We start from the raw sequence: 17,936 nt of genomic DNA, 5'->3' as shown, positions 1-17,936 counted from the left end.
GGGACTTAAAGTGTGTGGAAGGACTTGTTTCTTCTTCATGTATAAACCGGTTTAGGAGTGAACTATGTACCCGGAAAATGCATTGGAAAATCTATTATCAATTTTGATTGCAATTTTAATTCGTCAAGACGAAGCTCTAATATTTCAATAAATTTATATTTTTATATGCTTTGATTTAATTGGTCGACCAATATTCTATTGAGGAAGTTGTTTTTTTCGATTTGTTATAAAATTGCCCGTATGTGTTATGTATACTTGCTTTTGAGGTTTTTGAGTGATTTTGACTCTAGGTTGAGTTAAAAAAAAAATCCTTAATATTTGTTAATTTAAAAATATACATATAAATTGGTCTACCAAATTAGTGGTAAATCAATGTCTAATTTGCTCCTGTGTTACAATTCATCAGGTATAGAGTGAGTAAAAGACTTTTTATAACATGAAAATGAAAGTTTTAAAGAGAGATATTAGAAGTGTAAATATTAGAATGGTTCGATTAGGTCTATGCTTCATCATAGCTATCACAGCTTTGTGTGGAGTGTCGGTTCATGCGACAAGCTATAGTGTTTCTTCGGCTAGCGAAATAGCTGATTTGTCGGAGCGTTTATTGGCGGGAGATACTGTGATAATGCGTTCGGGTACCTGGATAGATCAAGAAATTATATTTGAAGGAATGGGAGAAGAGGGAAAGCCCATTGTTTTACTTGTTGAGGAAAGCAATGGTGTTGTGTTGTCAGGAACTTCAACATTAAGGATAGCAGGTGAATACCTCGAGGTAAATGGATTGCGTTTTGAAAATGGTTATTCCTCTTCGGGGGCTGTTGTTGAGTTTCGAAATGGTTCGTCTGAATTGGCAAGTCATTCTAGGTTGACTAACTGTACCATTGTATCTTATAATCCAACAGACAAGGATATGGATTATAAGTGGGTGTCGGTGTATGGGGCGTATAATAGAGTGGACCATTGTTCGTTTTCAGGAAAAGAACATTCAGGAACAACACTGGTAGTATGGTTGAATGATACGCCCAATTATACACAGATAGACCATAATTATTTTGGGTCACGACCCGATTTGGGATACAATGGTGGCGAAACCATTAGAATTGGAACGAGTAGCAATAGTATGAAAGAGTCGCGCGCTATGGTAGAGTTTAATCTGTTTGAGGAATGTGATGGCGAGATTGAAATTATTTCCAATAAATCATGTTTTAACACCTATCGATATAATACTTTCAGGGATTGTGCAGGTTGTTTGACCCTTCGCCATGGCAATGATTGTTTAGTGTATGGCAACTTCTTTTTTGGAAATGAGAAATCTTCGGGTGGCGTGAGAATTATTGGAGAGAGGCATCAGGTTTATAATAATTATTTTGAAGGACTTAAAGGGGATGATTACAGATCTGCCATATGTTTGATGAATGGAGTGCCAGATTCTCCGTTGAATAGATACTTCCAAGTGCAGGATGCCGTGGTGATTTTTAATACGATAGTTGGTTGTAAAATGCCTTTGATGGTGGGTGCAGGTAAAGATGCAGAAAAGAGTTTGGCTCCTGTGAATTGTACCTTTGCGAATAATGTGATTGATAAAACCAGTGGAAGCAATCATGTAGTTATTGAGGATGCTTCAGCGCAAATCACTTGGTTGGGTAATGTGGTTAATGCAGATGAAGAAGAAGAGGAACTGAGTGATGGATTTTTATTGGCAGATCCTCATCTGGAGTATACGGAGGGTATGTGGCGTCCTGCTTCCTCTAGTCCGTTGATTGATGCTGCTCAAGGAGAGTTTCCATTATTGACTGAAGATATTGATGGCCAAAGTAGAAGTGAGAAAAAGGATATAGGGTGTGACGAATATATGGAATCAGAAATATTAATATCTCCATTGGAAAAAAATGAGGTTGGTCCTTATGCCTATCAGGAAGAACCTGTGTTGGGAATATTTAATAAAGCGTATCAAATGAAAGATATGGTGAAGTGGGTAGTGGATAGAAGAAGTATTTGTTTTAGCGTAAATGAGGCATCGTTTCTTCCGATTAATTATAGCTTGTATGATGTTTCGGGTAGGATAGTTAATAGTGGAAAAATCACTAATCTAACAACCCACATAGGTATAGAGGATAGAAATAAGATCTTGTTGGCCAGGTTCGTTTCTAAGAAACAATATTATCAGTCTTATAAATTGTTGATTAATAATGGAATGTTTTAAAGAAAAACCTGTGTAGTCTAGAATTATAAAGTAGTATGGTATAACAAAGTTTTAAGGTAGGGGAAAAAGGATTACTTTTGGTTGACCAATTATTGGGAAATCAAAAAAAATAAGCGAAAAATATTGAATTATGGAGCTATTAGAGAACTTTAAAGCGATAGAAGTAGAGACTCCGGTTGATAAAATTATCAGACAAATTAGAGAGTTGATCATAACAGGGTATCTCAGACCGGGAGATAAGTTGCCGTCAGAACGAAAGTTGTCTGAAAAATTAGGTGTTGGGAGAACTTATATTCGCGATGCCATAAAAAAACTGGAATTTGTAGGCATCTTAAATACTTTGCCACAAAGTGGGGTGGTGGTAAATGGTGTGGATATAGCAGCCATGGAGGGTTTGCTTTCTAATATCATGAAAATTGAAAAGCCAGATTTCTTTTCGTTGGTGGAAACACGTGTAATGATGGAGAAATTTGCAGTGCAACAGGCTGCTGTTCGAAGAACAGATGAAGATATTGCAGCTATACAGGAAGCGTTAGATAAATATAATGTGAGGGTAGATAGGGGCTTGCCTGCTGAAAATGAAGATTTTATATTTCATTTGCGTGTTGCGGAAGCCAGTCATAATTCGGTGATTAAAACGATGCTTTTGATTATTTTACCTGATATTCTGAAAATCTATATTGCAGAGAAAGTATGTGATAAGGAACGCAAAGCAAAGCGCGTTATGCAGCATGAAGGAATTTTGCAGGCGATTATAGATGGAGATGGGGATTTGGCTGAAAAACATATGATTGATCACTTGCATGATGTATTAGAATTCAGTAAAAAATAAACTATAAACTATCTAAAGTATAATTTAAAATGTATGAATATCATGAGAGTTGATTCAAGTTAAAAAAAATTAGTGCGTCGAAACGCACTAATTAACGAGTAGCAATACAAGTCCCTTAAAATCATTGACAAACTCATTCATCTCGACAATATTATGAGCTTGTACCAGGGGTGTATTGTATCTACAAAGCTAAATAAAAAATCTAATTGTTATAATTCTAGGGATTTATTTGTGGGAAACTTATGAATTCTTGGAAAAAATTATAATCTAATGAAAAGGAAAATCCTATTTACATTATTTTTATGTGCCGGGTTGTTTACTCATGTATTTGGACAAACATTTACAGGTTTAGTGACTGATGCGGACGATGGATCTCCTCTTGTAGGAGTGAACGTGGTTGAAAAAGGAACCACAAACGGAACAATTACTGATATTAACGGTAAATTTTCATTAACAACTAGAGGGGAAAAAGCGACACTTGTTTTTTCTTTTATAGGGTATGTGACTCAGGAAACGTTACTTGGAGATCAGGCGAATATAAATGTTGTTATGAAAGCAGATATGGCTGATTTGGGCGAAGTTGTAGTTGTAGGGTATGGTGCAATGAAGAAGTCGCACCTTACAGGAGCAATTGCCAAATTAGAGACTGCTGGATTGGAAGACATACCAGGCGGAAGAGCTGATCAATTGCTACAAGGTCGTGTGGCAGGGGTGCAAATTCAAAATACGACGTCCCAAGTTGGAGAGTCTCCCAATATTACAGTTCGGGGTAATGGCTCTATCAGTGCAAACGGGCAGCCATTGATTATTGTGGATGGTTTTCCTGTTTCGGATGGTCTTAGTTTGGTCGATGTTGCTGATATCGAATCAATGGAAGTGTTGAAAGATGCGGCCTCTGCCGCTATCTACGGTTCTCGTGCTGCCAATGGGGTTATAATCATTACTACTAAAAATGGAAATGAAGGCAAACCAACATATAATGTTCGTGCATCTTATGGAGTGAAAGATTATTATGAGTTACATCCTATGATGAGCAGGGATGAATTTATTGATATGAAGGTGAATGAAGCTAATCTTTCAGGAACGACTTTGGGTGATATGTATTTAGCCATGGCTGTATTAGAGACTGAAGATACCAACTGGCAAGAAGAAGCCCTGAGATTGGCAGGTGTATTTAATATGCAATTTAATGTGTCAGGAGGAAATAAAGGATTGAAATATTATATTTCATCTTCCTATTTAGGAGATGAAGGTATTATGCTTCAGAATAAATATGATCGTTTTAATGTTCGTTCTAAAATTGAAGCAGAATTATCGGATGCTGTAAAGATTGGTGTTTCTATGGCTCCAAGTTATACAAAAAGAAGCAAGCCAACCAACCCATTTACTGATTTTGTACGTACTCCTCGTTTTTTGCCTGTGTATCATAACGAATATACGGCAGCACTTACAGGTCAGGAAATAGGAAGCTATTCTCATGGATATCACTACAGTAATAAAACATATACAGGAATTGATCCACAAACCGGATTGGAAAGGACAGTGACGGCTTCCCCTTATAGTACTTCCAATAACAATCCACTGTCGGTTATGAATAATCAATTTTACTCTAGGAATGATTACAGGATGCAGAGTTCTTTGTTTTTAAAACTAAAATTGGCTAAAGGGCTAGCTTTTAAAACAACAAATGGTTTTAATTTGGTGTATACTCAAGAAGATACTTACGAAAATGTAAATTCCAAGACCGCTTCATCTCCCAATAGTAGTTTGTATGAGAATCAATTATTCACAGACCTGTTGTCAGAAAATATTCTGACTTATAATAAAAAATCCGGAATTCATAGTTTTGATGCCTTACTAGGTTTCTCTATTCAAAAGAGAAATACAAAAACAGCCGGTATATACGGAAATAACTTTGCTACGGATTATATACAAACACTTAATGCTGCAGGATCTATATTGCAGTATGATGATGATGAATTGGCTACAGGTACTTGGGAGGAAGAAGAAGGATTGGTATCGTTATTCTCTCGTTTTTCTTATTCCTATGCTGATAAGTATTTATTGTCAGCTAGTTTTAGGGGAGATGGTAGTTCTAAATTTGGTGAAGATAATCGTTGGGGATATTTTCCTTCCGTTTCTTTGGGATGGCGTATTTCTGAAGAGGAGTTTTTTAAGAGTAATATTTCGTGGATAGATCAGTTGAAATTACGCGCTAGTTATGGTGTTACTGGTACGGATGATATTGAAAATTATGCCAATACAAATATGCTGTCGTCTAATAGTTATGCTTTAGGAAGTTCAAATGGTTCGGTTGTTTCCGGTATTTCTAATACATCCAATGTAATTGGTAATTCCTCTCTACAATGGGAACAAACCAATGAGTTCAACTATGGTATTGATTTGACAGCCTTAAATGGACGTATTAATTTAGGGTTAGATTATTATTATGCCATTACGAAAAGCTTGTTGTATGAGCGTTCTGTTAACTCGGCTCTTGGTTTTACTGAAGCATGGAGTAATGAGGGCAAAGTTCGAAATAAAGGCCTTGAAGTAGTATTGACAACTCATAATTTTAAAAGTAGTTTGTTTTCATGGAGTACGACTTTTAACTATTCTATGAACCGAAATAAAGTGCTTGACCTGGGAGGTGAAAGTCAACAAATTACTACTGGTGAAAGAGGTGAGATGTACCTTACAAGGGTTGGAGAACCATTGGTGCAATTCTATGGTTTTAAAACACAAGGAGTATGGATATCAGAAGATGAAATTGCTAATAATCCTTCGCATATCAATGATGCAGCCGGTGGATTAAGAGCCGTTGATGTGGATAATAGTGGTGCGATTGATGCTGGTGATTATACTGCAATTGGTAATCCTTTGCCAGATTTTACTTTTGGTGTAACGAATAATTTCACATATAAAGATTTTGACCTTTCTTTTCTTTTGCAAGGTGTAGTTGGGGCAGAGGTTGTAAACGGGGATGTGTATTATGCGGAAACAGTACGGTATAATAAAAACTTTAACCAAAATCGCTGGATTGATGAAAATAATATTGGTGATGGAAAAACACCTTATGAAAGAAATGGGATCACACAAGTTCAAACTGATTATGCTGTTGAGGATGCTAGCTATTTAGCTTTGCGTGATCTTACTGTTGGTTATAGTTTGTCTAAAGATTTAGCGCGAAAAATAAGAGTTTCGAATGTGAGGTTCTATTTGAGTGGACAAAATCTTTTGTATTGGTGGTCGGATGATTATAGAGGTATCAATCCTGAGGCGCGCAAAACATCAGGCAGTAATTATGCAAGCCCATTGGTTGATGGTTATCAACGAGGTGCATTCCCGATTCAAAGGGTATATAGTGCAGGTATTGATATTAGTTTTTAATGATATAATCAAAATCAAATAGATGATGAAAAAATATATAAATTTTGCTTTAATGCTATTGGCTATTTGGGTATTCTCTTCTTGTGAAGATTATTTAGATATGGATCCTATTGATCAGTTGGGGGAAGGAAGCTTCTATAGTAACGATGAGGAACTTGAAATGGCTACGATTGCTTGTTATAGCAGTTTGAGAAGTCTGTCAAATGAAGAATGGCGTTTGACAGAGGTGCGTTCAGATAATGCGCGTTTGTATATTAAAAATACGGGAGATGCTGTAAATGTTCGTTTGAGACAGCTGGATAATTTTACGGTAGAAACAACACATGCCGAAAATCAAGCATATTGGGAGGCTGCTTATAAGGCGATCAATAATTGTAATGTAGTGCTTGAAAATATAGGTGTTGTTTCTGATGCTAATTTAAAGAATCAATTGGAAGGAGAAGTGCGATTTATCAGGGCTTATATCTATTTTAATTTAGTTCGTTTGTATGGTCCTGTTTTTTTAGTTACAGAAAGACTCAGTATTGATGAAGGAAATAATCTCTCAAGAAGCTCTGTTCAGGATGTCTACGAGGTTATCAAAAGTGACTTGGTGATGGCAGGTGGAGAATCTGGATCTACAGGTTTACTTCCTGATTCGTATGATGATGCCGATTTGGGACGTGCTACATCCTGGGCTGCAAAAACCTTGTTAGCTAAAGTTTATTTAACATTAGAAGAATATTCTAGTGCGAAAACTTTATTGACGGATGTAAAAGATAATAGTGGATATGCATTGCTTGGAGAATATGAGGATGTGTTTGATGTGAATAATGAGATGAATGAAGAGATTATATTTGCAATTCGTTATTTGTCAGGAGGGTATGGTCAAGGTTCTCCTTTTGCAAATTATTTTGCGCCGCGTGATGGTAGTTTGGTGTCAGGAAGGTCTTATAGTTACAATACGCCATCTAATGACCTGATTGAAGCTTATGATGCAGAAGGTGATGTGATTCGTAAGGATGTAGTAATGTATGATCGTTGGGTGGATGATAGTGGTAACGAGAACTTCGTTCCTTTTGTTAGTAAATACTTATCTGAATTTGAAAATGAATTAGATGCTGAAAATGATTGGATTGTTCTTCGTTATGCCGATGTTTTGTTGATGTTGGCTGAAATAGAAAACGAAACTTCAAGTGTTGCGGATGCCTTGCCATATGTAAATGAAGTGAGAAATAGGGTGGATCTTGATTCTATTGAAGTGTTAGATGTGCCTACTCAATGGGATATGAAATTAGCCATTGAAAAGGAAAGAAGGTTGGAGTTTGCCTTTGAAAACCACCGTTTTTATGACCTATTGAGAACCAATAGATTGACTGCGGTGATGGAAGCTCATTTTAATGATGAAATCATTATAAATACTATATCTGAAGAAGGAGCTGTGGATTCTGAATTATATTATGCTGGTGTGGCCAGTGATATGAGTTATTTAAGCGAGGATGGAAGAACGCTACAGGAATGGCAATTTTTACTGCCTATACCTAACAGTGTAATTACTGTAGCTACTAATGCAACGCAAAATCCAGGTTATTAATGTGCAAAAAATGGAAACTATGAAAAATGTTAGTTTATTGATATTGACGCTATTGATCGCATTTAACTACGGGTGTGATGAGGAATTAGTATATGATGCAATTGAAGAGGCGAATCCCGTAATAGAGAGTTTTGAGCCTACTTCTGGTTCTTATGGGGATGAAATTACGATTAAAGGGGATCACTTGGGTAGTGCGAATATGATCTATTTTGGTGATAGTCTTGCTACAATTAAATATCGAATCAGTAATAACGAGGTGGTGGCAAAACTTGAAAAAGGTTCTGTCTCTGGTTATATTACAGTCAGTAATACAGTGGGGTCAGTAAGCTCTGCAAGTGAATTTACAGTGGTATATGCTGTGCCTACTATTGCTGATTTTACAGATCAACAGGTACTTCCAAACAGTGTGTTTAAAATAGAAGGAGATAATTTGGAGGTTGTTTATGATGTGTATTTTGGATCTTCAAAGGCAAATATTGTCGAAAAAACTGATGATTTTTTCCTGGTAGAGGTCCCATTTTTTGAAGAGGATGAAGAACCTGCAAATGTGTCTCTTTCATACAACAATAATGGAATTCTTGAACAGGTTCAGTCAATAGGAAAAATATCTTTGTATCGTATTTTGCCATCTTTTAGTGTGATTCCTAATCAGGGAGTTACAGGTAGTGAAATAGTGTTTGAGGGTGAAAATTTAACCTTGATTGATGAAATGTTATTTAATGGTCAGTCGGCTTCATTTACGGTGAATGATGATGGAACTGAACTTGTGGTAATATTGGGTGAAGATTTGTTTTCAGTAAGCGCTAGTGAGGTGACTGTTAAAGCGAGTTATTTTGGGGGTACGCAAGAAGAGATGTTGAGTGAATCTTTCGAAGTGGTGGTACCTACTGTTAATTATTATTCAGGTATTAAATTGAACCCTCGGGGTGCTGATGGTGAGTATTTTCTTGATTTTAATACTGGTTTGGTTTATGATGCTTGTACTGATTGGAGTATTTTAGTTGAAAATATCTCAGTGATGGCCTATAGCTCCAAAAGTGGGTATTTACAGTTAAGACAATCGGGTAATGCAAGTGGTGTGGTTAAGAACTACAAGTGTAATGACTCGGGTGAAAAACTTCCAGGAGCCAATAGTGTAAAAGTATCGAAGTTTGGAGTGTTGGATGAATCTATTGAAGTACAGAAAGAATATATTGATGCGGTAAAAAATAAAACGCTGACTGATATTAATGCTGATGTGGTTGCTGATTTTGGAGCCAATACCAGTGATTTGAAAATCTATACTTCAGGTACGGATGATGAGGATGAATTTGTTCCAGGCGATGTTATTATTATAAAACAAGACTGGAATGGTACTATCAAATATGGTTTTATGGAAATTGTTGAAACCTACGCTGATGCACCCGAAAATATTGGACAGGCCAGTGGTGATGGTTCTTATATCAAGTTTAATTACTATTTCCAAAAATAGAATCAGCTACCAGGTTATTTTTATTACATTATTGAATAACTGGTTCCTGAAAGAATTAATTTAAATGTAAATGATCTGTCCTTAGCTTCTTTTATCAGAATCTAAGGGCAGATTTATTGAATGAGCTCTTTTATTATTCAAATAGTATAGATGTTTTTGCTTTTATTCTTTGTGAAAGAAAATCATTTTTTCTAAAAGTATAATTGGTCAACCAATGGCTTAAACGCTTCTGCTTTTCTTTGTTCTCTTATGTTCTCTTGTGTTATAATTGCTTTCTACTCCCAGATATATAGATATTTACTGTGTTTGTTGTAACGAATGTATGTGTAAAAAGAGTCATTAAAATTTGTTAATTAATAAAATATTTGTAAATTGGTCTACCAAACGATGGTATGTCAATGATTAGTTTGTAAGCTTGACAAAATAGTTGATAGGTGTTAATTTACATATATAGAGCAAGTATAAAAAATAGAGAATGGAGTTATTGGATAATTTTAAGGCGATTGAGGTAGAATCGACGGTAGATAAGATAATTATACAGATTCGGGGATTGATTGTGTCTGGCTATCTTAAACCTGGCGATAAGTTACCTTCGGAAAGAAAATTATCAGAGAAGTTGGGGATAGGAAGAGCCCACATTCGGGAGGCCATAAAAAAACTTGAGTATGTTGGTATTCTAGGTACTTTACCTCAAAGTGGAGTTGTTGTTACGGGTGTTGATATTGCTGCTATGGAAGGTTTGTTTTCTAATATTATGAAAATTGATAAACCGGATATCTTTTCATTGATCGAAACACGTGTGATGATGGAGCGGTTTTCTGTTCAGCAAGCTGCTATTCGTAGAACAGATGAAGATATTATTGCTATCCAGAAAGCACTGGATGAGTATAATTCAAAAAGTGAATTGGGATTACCATCAGAGAATGAGGATTTTATTTTTCATCTACGTATTGCAGAGGCATGTCATAATTCGGTGATAAAGACTATGTTACTCATTATTCTTCCGGATATAATGAACGTTTATATAACAGAAAAAGTTTGTGATGATGAACGTAAGTTAAAGCGTATCAATGAGCATGAGGCTATTTTGCAGGAGATTGTCAATAAAAATGGAAATAAGGCAGAAGAACATTTGATGGAGCATCTACATGATGTGGTAAATTTTAGTAGAAATATTTGATCTTTTAAATGAGTGAAATAATGAAAGTAGCATACTACCAATACTGCGCTTAAGCGCACTACTATAAACAGCTTCAATACAAATTCTTGAATTTAAGGTTCTTATATTTTTGCACAAGGTATGAGGGGCTAACGAGGGAATGTGTATTGTTTTTGCAGATCTAATTAAAAATCTAATTGTTATAATTTCTAATGAAATGAAGCGAAAAATCCTATTTACATTATTTTTATGTGCCGGGTTGTTCACGCAAGTACTTGCACAAACACTAACAGGTACAGTGACAGATGCCAGTGACGGATCACCTCTTATTGGTGTTAATGTGGTTGAAAAAGGAACTACAAACGGAACCATTACCGATGTTAGCGGTAACTACTCACTAAGTGTCCAAGGCGATAATGCCGTACTTATTTTCTCATTTATAGGTTATACTTCTCAGGAAGTTACCGTAGGGGATGCAAAATCGATCAATGTAGTATTAGAAATAGACGCTGCCGATTTGGACGAGGTGGTTGTTGTGGGGTATGGAGCACGTAAAAAAAGTGATGTTACAGGGTCTGTATCTTCCGTTAAATCCAGTGAGTTAACAGCATTTCCAGTATTAGATGCCATGCAGGCTGTACAGGGACGAGCTGCTGGTGTGGATATTCAATCCAACAATGGAGGTGAGCCTGGAGCTCCCATTAGTATTACTATTCGAGGCAATACCTCTATCAATGCCAGTAGTGACCCACTTATAGTGGTGGATGGTTTTGTTGGAGCAAATATGCCACAGGCAGCCGACGTAGAATCAATGCAAATATTAAAAGATGCATCGGCTACAGCTATTTATGGTTCCAGGGGATCCAATGGTGTTATTTTAGTAACAACAAAAAAAGGAAAAAGTGGTAAGTTGAATGTTGACTTTAACGCTACTTATTCTGCACAAACTACTGCCAATAAATTGGATTTGCTTAATGCGGATGATTTTGCAGATTATCAAAATCAAATACGGATTAACCAAGGTAATTCAACAGCCTATGCGCAGGGACCTTATGATACTGATTGGCAGGATTTAATTTATAGAACAGGTAGTACACAGAATTATCAATTGTCTTTTTCTGGAGGATCTGATAAGGTGAATTATTATGCTTCGGGTACTTACTTTAAACAAGAAGGAATCTTGGTGAACTCAGGGTATGAAAGAGCATCCTTTTTAACAAATTTAAATGCCCAAATAAATGATAAATTAAAGTTAGGACTTAACTTAACGGGTGGTTTAAGTAATAAAGATGGTGTTACTACTCAATCGGATGGTTCTGTAACAGTGGGTAGTGATGATGTGGTTTCTTTGGCGATGCGCTTTGCTCCGGATAAAGGAGTATATAATGACGACGGTAGCTTTACAACCAATGATAAAATCGGGGATGAGGTTGATAACCCATATGCAGTAGCCACTCAAAGAGATGATGATACCGAAATAGAAAATTTTAGGGCAAATTTTTATGCTAATTATGAAGTTTTTGAAGGTCTTACTTTTAAAACCACTTTTGGAATAAGTACTGAAAATGAATTTAGAGGTATTTACATGCCTCGCACATTGCAAGTTACAGCAGGGGGTAATACGCAAGGAAGAGCGATTATTTCGGAAGATAAAAGTAAAGATGTATTGAGTGAGAGTTACTTAACCTATAATAGAGAAATAGGAAAAGGTGATTTTACTTTATTGGCAGGTTATTCTTACCAAAAAACAACCGAAAAAGGATTTTTTAGTGAAGGTACAGGAACCATCGCGGATGCTTTTTCTTATTACGGCTTGTATACGGCTACAAATCTTATTAATGGTACTGATGGAGATATTTATTTGAACGAAACGGAAATTCAATCACAATTTGGTAGGGTGAATTACGACTGGGATGATAAATATTTAATTACAGCCACGGTGCGACGTGATGGTGCTTCTAACTTTGCGGAAAATCATAAATATGCTATTTTTCCTTCCGCAGCTATTGGATGGAAAGTGTCCAATGAAAACTTTTTACAAGGCGTTGAAAAAATTTCAAATTTGAAGTTGAGAGCCAGTTATGGTGTTACTGGTAACCCTTCTATTGATCCTTACCAATCATTAGCTAGTTATGCTAGTATCTATGGCTCTAGTAATGGTCAATCAGTGGCTGCTGTTACACCAAATCAACCTGCCAATCCTGATCTGAAATGGGAATCTTCTTATCAAACAAATTTCGGGGTGGACCTGGGCTTGTTGAATAATAAAATTTCTCTCTCGTTGGATTATTATAATATTGACACCAAGGACCTTATAATGGCCGATAATAGTATTCCTTGGTATTTTGGATATTATAATCCCGAAATACTAACCAATGTGGGAGAGGTAAATAATGAAGGAATTGAAATTTCTTTGAATACTAGGAATATTACCAAAGAGAACTTTTTGTGGACTACAGATTTTGTTTTCTCAAAGAATAAAAATTCTGTAGTTACCTTGGTGAATGGTGCCGATTATTTTGGTAATGGTGCACCTAGTTATTTTAGTGTGAGTAATACATATATCTTGAGAGAGGGTGAAGAAGTAGGTCTTTTTTGGGGATATGATTATGCCGGTGTTTATCAGGGAGGTGCGATGCCAGAAGGTACGGCTACTCTAACTGATGGAGTTGCCGGAGATCCTCTTTTTATGGATTTGGATGGAAGTGGAGATATTGGGGAAAGTGATAAAACAATCATTGGTAATCCAAACCCCGATTTTACTTGGGGAATCACCAATAATTTTACTTATAAAAACTTTGATTTAAGTATCTTTTTTCAAGGCTCACAGGGTGGCGAGATTTTTAATATGACCAATGTACAGTTGTATAATGGAGATGCTAATACTACCCAGGAATATTTTGAGAAAGCCTGGACATCTAACAATACAAATACAGATCAACCCCGTGTTGGAAATAATAGTTTCAGAGAGATGTCTTCTAGATTTGTAGAAGATGGAAGTTATATACGACTAAAAAATGTGGCCTTGGGCTATAATTTGCCTTCTAGTTATGCAGCAAAAATTGGTGCAGAAAGAGTTAGATTATCAGTGAGTGCACAAAACTTGTTAACCATTACTGATTACTCTGGTTTGGATCCTGAAGTGAATTATTTTGGTTCAGATGGAGATAATGACACATCGAGCAATACTGTTCGTGGCTTTGACTTCGGAAACTACCCCACTGTAAGGTCTGTCAGCTTTAGTCTTAATTTAACTTTTTAAAAATTTCTTAAATAGCATATACAATGAAAGAATTTAAATATTTATTCATATTGTTGATGGGATTATCAATAATGGGATGCTCAGATTTGGAAGAAGAGCCCGTGGGTGTATTGTCTCCAGATGGTTTTTTTACCTCTGTAGATGATATTCAAACGGCTGTGAATGGTTCTTTAACTCATGCAATTAACGAAGAGATATGGGGAAGGAAGCTTTCCATTGCATTGATGCTACGTTCTGATATGGTGAACCTACAGTCTTCTCAAACACACAGGGTGGAAATGAATGAACATACTATTACTGGTAATAATGAAATGGTGTATGACCCTTGGGTGAGAATTTATCTGGGAATTACGGCTGCTAACAATGCCATTGCAGGGGCTGAAGAAGTGGAGGCCGATGACGAAGTTAAAAATCCGGTTACTGCACAAGCTTATTTTGCAAGAGCTTTTTATTATTTTCATTTGGTGAGATTATTTGGGGATATCCCTTATATAACTGAGGTTATTCCGGGCGAGGAAGCGGAATCATATCGTTCCATTGGTATCACCACAGAGGCCGATGTGTACCAAAATATTATTGCCGACCTGAAGTATGCCAAAACTTGGTTGCCCAATACAGTAGAGTCTAGATCAATACCATCGAAAGCTGCAGCTAGTTCTTATTTAGCTTTGGTATATTTAACCATGGCAGGAAATGATGCAGGAAGTGAGTATTGGCAAATGGCATTTGATGAAGCCAAAGAAGTGATAGATAATGTAGGTGTTTATGAGTTGGAACTGGATGATGATTTTCAGACTCTATTTAATGCCAATAAAATAGATGCTTCTAGAGAACCTATTTTTGCATTGGATTATAATAATGTTGAGGCAGATGATAATGCCTACGACCAAACAGCTCCCATGACAGGGATACGGGGAGATGATGATGACCAAGGTTGGTCTGTGGCTGTGCCTACCATGGCTGTGTATGAATCGTTTGATCCGGATGATTACAGAACGCGTGTTAGTTTTCAAACAGAAGCAACTATCGGCGGTGTAACTGTTGATTATACACGGTTTGACATTAGTGGTCATGAACATGCTGGTAATATGCCATATATTGCCAAGTATACCCGATATCCAGGACCGTATGCTAAAAGTAATAAAAGGGCCACAAGCCATAATTATTCAATGATACGTTATGCTGAAGTGTTGCTAATTGCGGCAGAAGCAGCTGTGGAATTGGGGGATAATGCCTCAGCGCTTACTTATATTAATCGGGTAAGAGAAAGAGCAAGAATGGGTGGACAATCAACCAATGGAGGTTATGTGGAAGAAACAATTCCCGCTAGTGCAGTGCCTGCTGACCTTAGTGGTACCGTGACTGTGGAAGATGTGCTGGAGGAACGTAGAATAGAACTGGCCTTTGAAGGTAAGAGATGGTATGATATTAAAAGAAGACAATTGGGTGATGTCGTTTTTAGTGCTTCTGGCTATGAGGGTGAAAAGCCCAACTGGGATGGATCGATTGATTATTATACACCAATACCTGAGGAAGAATTGGATAGGAACCCTAATTTGTAAAAATAAAATGATGGTTGGCATTATCCAGCCGCTAAGGGTCAATGACCTGTAGCTATTATTAAAATTGAGTTTTGTAGTTTTTTTGGAAGTAAGAGTAACCCGCCGAAATGATTAGGGCACGTTGAGGTGGGTTACTATTCTTCTTGTTATTAGGTAATTATACCTGTATATTATTATGAATTGAAATGACTTCATTATATAAAATATTGGTGTGTGTGGTTTTGACATTGCTTTATTCTTGTGTAAATTCAGGAGTAATTAAAGTAGCAAATGTTGAAGAATTTAATCATGCAGTTAAAATGGCTTTGCCTGGGGATATTATTCAGCTATCTAATGGTATATGGAGCAATGCTGAACTTATGTTTGATGCTAAAGGGACTGCTGATAAACCGATTAAACTTACTGTAGAACAGAAGGCTAAGGTGACATTGGAGGGGCAATCACGTCTTGTGATAAGTGGTGAATATCTGATAGTAGAGGGGTTGGTGTTTACCAATGGTTATTCGCCTGTGGGTGAGGTTATCTCATTTAAAAAGAAAAAAGGTGAGTATGCTAATCACTGTCGTCTTACTGAATGCGTGATTGATAATTATAATCCTGCAGAAAGAATGAAGTTGTCATACTGGATCTCATTATATGGCAAGAATAATAGGGTAGATCATTGTTACCTGGTTGATAAACGAAATAGAGGTGTAACCATGGCGGTGCGTATGATTGATGAGGATTGTCTGGAAAATAACCATCGTATCGACCATAATTATTTTGGTTACAGACAAAATTTAGGTGCTAATGGTGGAGAAACCTTACGCTTGGGTACTTCTCGCTATTCTCTTTCTACATGTGGAACTCAAGTAGATAGTAATTATTTTGAAAGTTGCGATGGTGAACATGAGATCATATCAAACAAATCGTGTGGAAATAAATTTCTAGACAATACTTTCTATGAATGTAAGGGAACACTCACCTATCGGCATGGAAATGATAATATAGCAGAAGGAAATTTTTTCATAGGTAATAATAAAGATTATACAGGTGGAATAAGAATCATCAATAAAAGAAATAAGGCGATTAATAATTATTTCAGTGATTTAAAGGGATATCGTTTTAGAGGTGCTTTAGTTATTATGAACGGCGTTCCTAATTCGGTCATTAATCGTTATCACCAGGTAGATGGGGGGGTGTTTGCGAATAATACCTTTGTGAACTGCGATCATATTCAACTGTGCGCAGGTAGTGATGAAGAGCGTTCTGCTATACCGATTAACACAACGATTGTGAGCAATGTGTTTTACCATGATAGTCGTAATGCTATTTTTACTGTGTATGACGATATATCTGGTATTACCTTTAAAAATAACGTAATAGGTGATAATATTGAAAATATCAATAACAAATTACAGGCTATAAAGCTGAAAGTGGTTGAAAATGAATTCGGATTTAAGATGCCTCAAACGGATGAAGGACTGGGTTGTTCTTTGGCTAAGCCGGCTGTTTGTGCTGACAATACTGGTGTGAATTGGTATCCGAAGAAAGCTAAAGCGATGCAGTTTGACACCGGAAGAACGATAGCGGTTAAGCCGGGACAGAATACCTTATTTGAAGCTATCGCATCAAGCCATAAAGGAGATATTTTGAGTTTGTCAGAGTCTGGTGACTATTTGATGAATAAGAGTATGATAATTGATCATCCACTTACCATAATTAGTGCGAATGAAGATATTAAACCCGTGATTAAATCCAATTCGGCTCATATGTTTGTGCTAAGTAATGGAGGAAGTTTAAAACTTAAGGGGATAGAAATTAACGGAAATGAAGGTCCGAATCATCCGGGAAACAGTATTATTAGCACCAGTGATCGTTCGATGAATTGTAATTATAAGTTACGGGTAGAAGACTGTCGGGTGAGTAACCTGGATGTTGAGCAGTCCTTCGACTTTTTTAAAATATATAAAAACACCATGGCCGATTCAATTCTTATTCGCAATTGTCAGTTTTCTAATATAAGTGGAAACATTATGTTGTTGGACAAAGAAAATGATGACCGCGGTATTTACAATGCAGAATATGTGATTATTGAGCATTCGGAATTTAAAGATATTCAGGGAGCATTGGTGCATTTATACCGTGGAGGAACCGATGAGAGTACCTTTGGGCCGTCTTTACATATGGAGACATGTACATTAACCAATGTGGCTAACGGAGACGGGGATAATACTATTTGGGCCATTTATACCCATGGTGTTCAGGTGAATCATATTTCGAAACTGAAAATGGAGCATTGTGGTTATCTGAATTTACATATGAGCAATGGAGAACCTATTACAAGTTTAAGTGATATTAATATGATAGATTCAAAGGGAATAAAATACAATAATAAGTCCTTTACAGCTTCCAATGTAATGGTAAACGGAGTTGAACTGTAACACTGTTTTGCGATAAGTGTGGTTGTTTAAGGCTGAACGAAAAGTAAAATTTACACGCAAT

Annotated in this window: 9 protein-coding genes; all 9 read left to right on the top strand. The window is 36.5% G+C overall.

Annotated features, from left to right (window positions below; all coding sequences use genetic code 11):
• The first annotated feature begins 442 nt into the window (after positions 1-442).
• Complete coding sequence (locus CYTFE_RS26320; protein ID WP_161636335.1) at positions 443-2,203, top strand: polysaccharide lyase 6 family protein; 1,761 nt, start codon at positions 443-445, stop codon at positions 2,201-2,203.
• 130 nt (positions 2,204-2,333) lie between these two features.
• Positions 2,334-3,035 (top strand): FadR/GntR family transcriptional regulator, encoded by a 702-nt coding sequence (locus CYTFE_RS0112335; RefSeq protein WP_027472043.1) that lies wholly within the window; start codon positions 2,334-2,336, stop codon positions 3,033-3,035.
• Positions 3,036-3,305: 270 nt separating this feature from the next.
• Positions 3,306-6,425: a SusC/RagA family TonB-linked outer membrane protein gene (locus tag CYTFE_RS0112330; protein ID WP_052343174.1), complete on the top strand. Its 3,120-nt coding sequence runs from the start codon at positions 3,306-3,308 to the stop codon at positions 6,423-6,425.
• 22 nt (positions 6,426-6,447) lie between these two features.
• On the top strand, positions 6,448-7,998 hold the full coding sequence (locus CYTFE_RS0112325; RefSeq protein WP_052343173.1) for a RagB/SusD family nutrient uptake outer membrane protein: 1,551 nt from the start codon (positions 6,448-6,450) through the stop codon (positions 7,996-7,998).
• Between the two features lie 19 nt (positions 7,999-8,017).
• Complete coding sequence (locus CYTFE_RS0112320; RefSeq protein ID WP_162150089.1) at positions 8,018-9,469, top strand: IPT/TIG domain-containing protein; 1,452 nt, start codon at positions 8,018-8,020, stop codon at positions 9,467-9,469.
• A 475-nt stretch (positions 9,470-9,944) separates the two neighbouring features.
• Positions 9,945-10,649, top strand: coding sequence for a FadR/GntR family transcriptional regulator (locus tag CYTFE_RS0112315; RefSeq protein ID WP_027472039.1), 705 nt, complete (start codon positions 9,945-9,947; stop codon positions 10,647-10,649).
• Positions 10,650-10,845: 196 nt separating this feature from the next.
• Positions 10,846-13,890, top strand: coding sequence for a SusC/RagA family TonB-linked outer membrane protein (locus tag CYTFE_RS0112310; RefSeq protein WP_052343447.1), 3,045 nt, complete (start codon positions 10,846-10,848; stop codon positions 13,888-13,890).
• Positions 13,891-13,913: 23 nt separating this feature from the next.
• Complete coding sequence (locus CYTFE_RS0112305) at positions 13,914-15,452, top strand: RagB/SusD family nutrient uptake outer membrane protein (protein WP_027472037.1); 1,539 nt, start codon at positions 13,914-13,916, stop codon at positions 15,450-15,452.
• A gap of 185 nt (positions 15,453-15,637) precedes the next feature.
• On the top strand, positions 15,638-17,875 hold the full coding sequence (locus CYTFE_RS0112300; RefSeq protein ID WP_027472036.1) for a polysaccharide lyase 6 family protein: 2,238 nt from the start codon (positions 15,638-15,640) through the stop codon (positions 17,873-17,875).
• Positions 17,876-17,936: the final 61 nt, after the last annotated feature.

The sequence above is a fragment of the Saccharicrinis fermentans DSM 9555 = JCM 21142 genome (assembly GCF_000517085.1).
GTDB lineage: Bacteria > Bacteroidota > Bacteroidia > Bacteroidales > Marinilabiliaceae > Saccharicrinis > Saccharicrinis fermentans.
The sequence above is the reverse complement of the archived record's forward strand: the minus strand, read 5'-3'. Positions and strand labels throughout refer to the sequence as shown.

What these genes read in the sequence shown, in the direction of transcription:
- CYTFE_RS0112320 (WP_162150089.1), top strand. Translation starts at nt 8,018, where the DNA reads ATGAAAAATGTTAGTTTATTGATATTGACGCTATTGATCGCATTTAAC.
- CYTFE_RS0112300 (WP_027472036.1), top strand. Translation starts at nt 15,638, where the DNA reads ATGACTTCATTATATAAAATATTGGTGTGTGTGGTTTTGACATTGCTT.
- CYTFE_RS0112305 (WP_027472037.1), top strand. Translation starts at nt 13,914, where the DNA reads ATGAAAGAATTTAAATATTTATTCATATTGTTGATGGGATTATCAATA.
- CYTFE_RS26320 (WP_161636335.1), top strand. Translation starts at nt 443, where the DNA reads ATGAAAGTTTTAAAGAGAGATATTAGAAGTGTAAATATTAGAATGGTT.
- CYTFE_RS0112315 (WP_027472039.1), top strand. Translation starts at nt 9,945, where the DNA reads ATGGAGTTATTGGATAATTTTAAGGCGATTGAGGTAGAATCGACGGTA.
- CYTFE_RS0112310 (WP_052343447.1), top strand. Translation starts at nt 10,846, where the DNA reads ATGAAGCGAAAAATCCTATTTACATTATTTTTATGTGCCGGGTTGTTC.
- CYTFE_RS0112325 (WP_052343173.1), top strand. Translation starts at nt 6,448, where the DNA reads ATGATGAAAAAATATATAAATTTTGCTTTAATGCTATTGGCTATTTGG.
- CYTFE_RS0112335 (WP_027472043.1), top strand. Translation starts at nt 2,334, where the DNA reads ATGGAGCTATTAGAGAACTTTAAAGCGATAGAAGTAGAGACTCCGGTT.
- CYTFE_RS0112330 (WP_052343174.1), top strand. Translation starts at nt 3,306, where the DNA reads ATGAAAAGGAAAATCCTATTTACATTATTTTTATGTGCCGGGTTGTTT.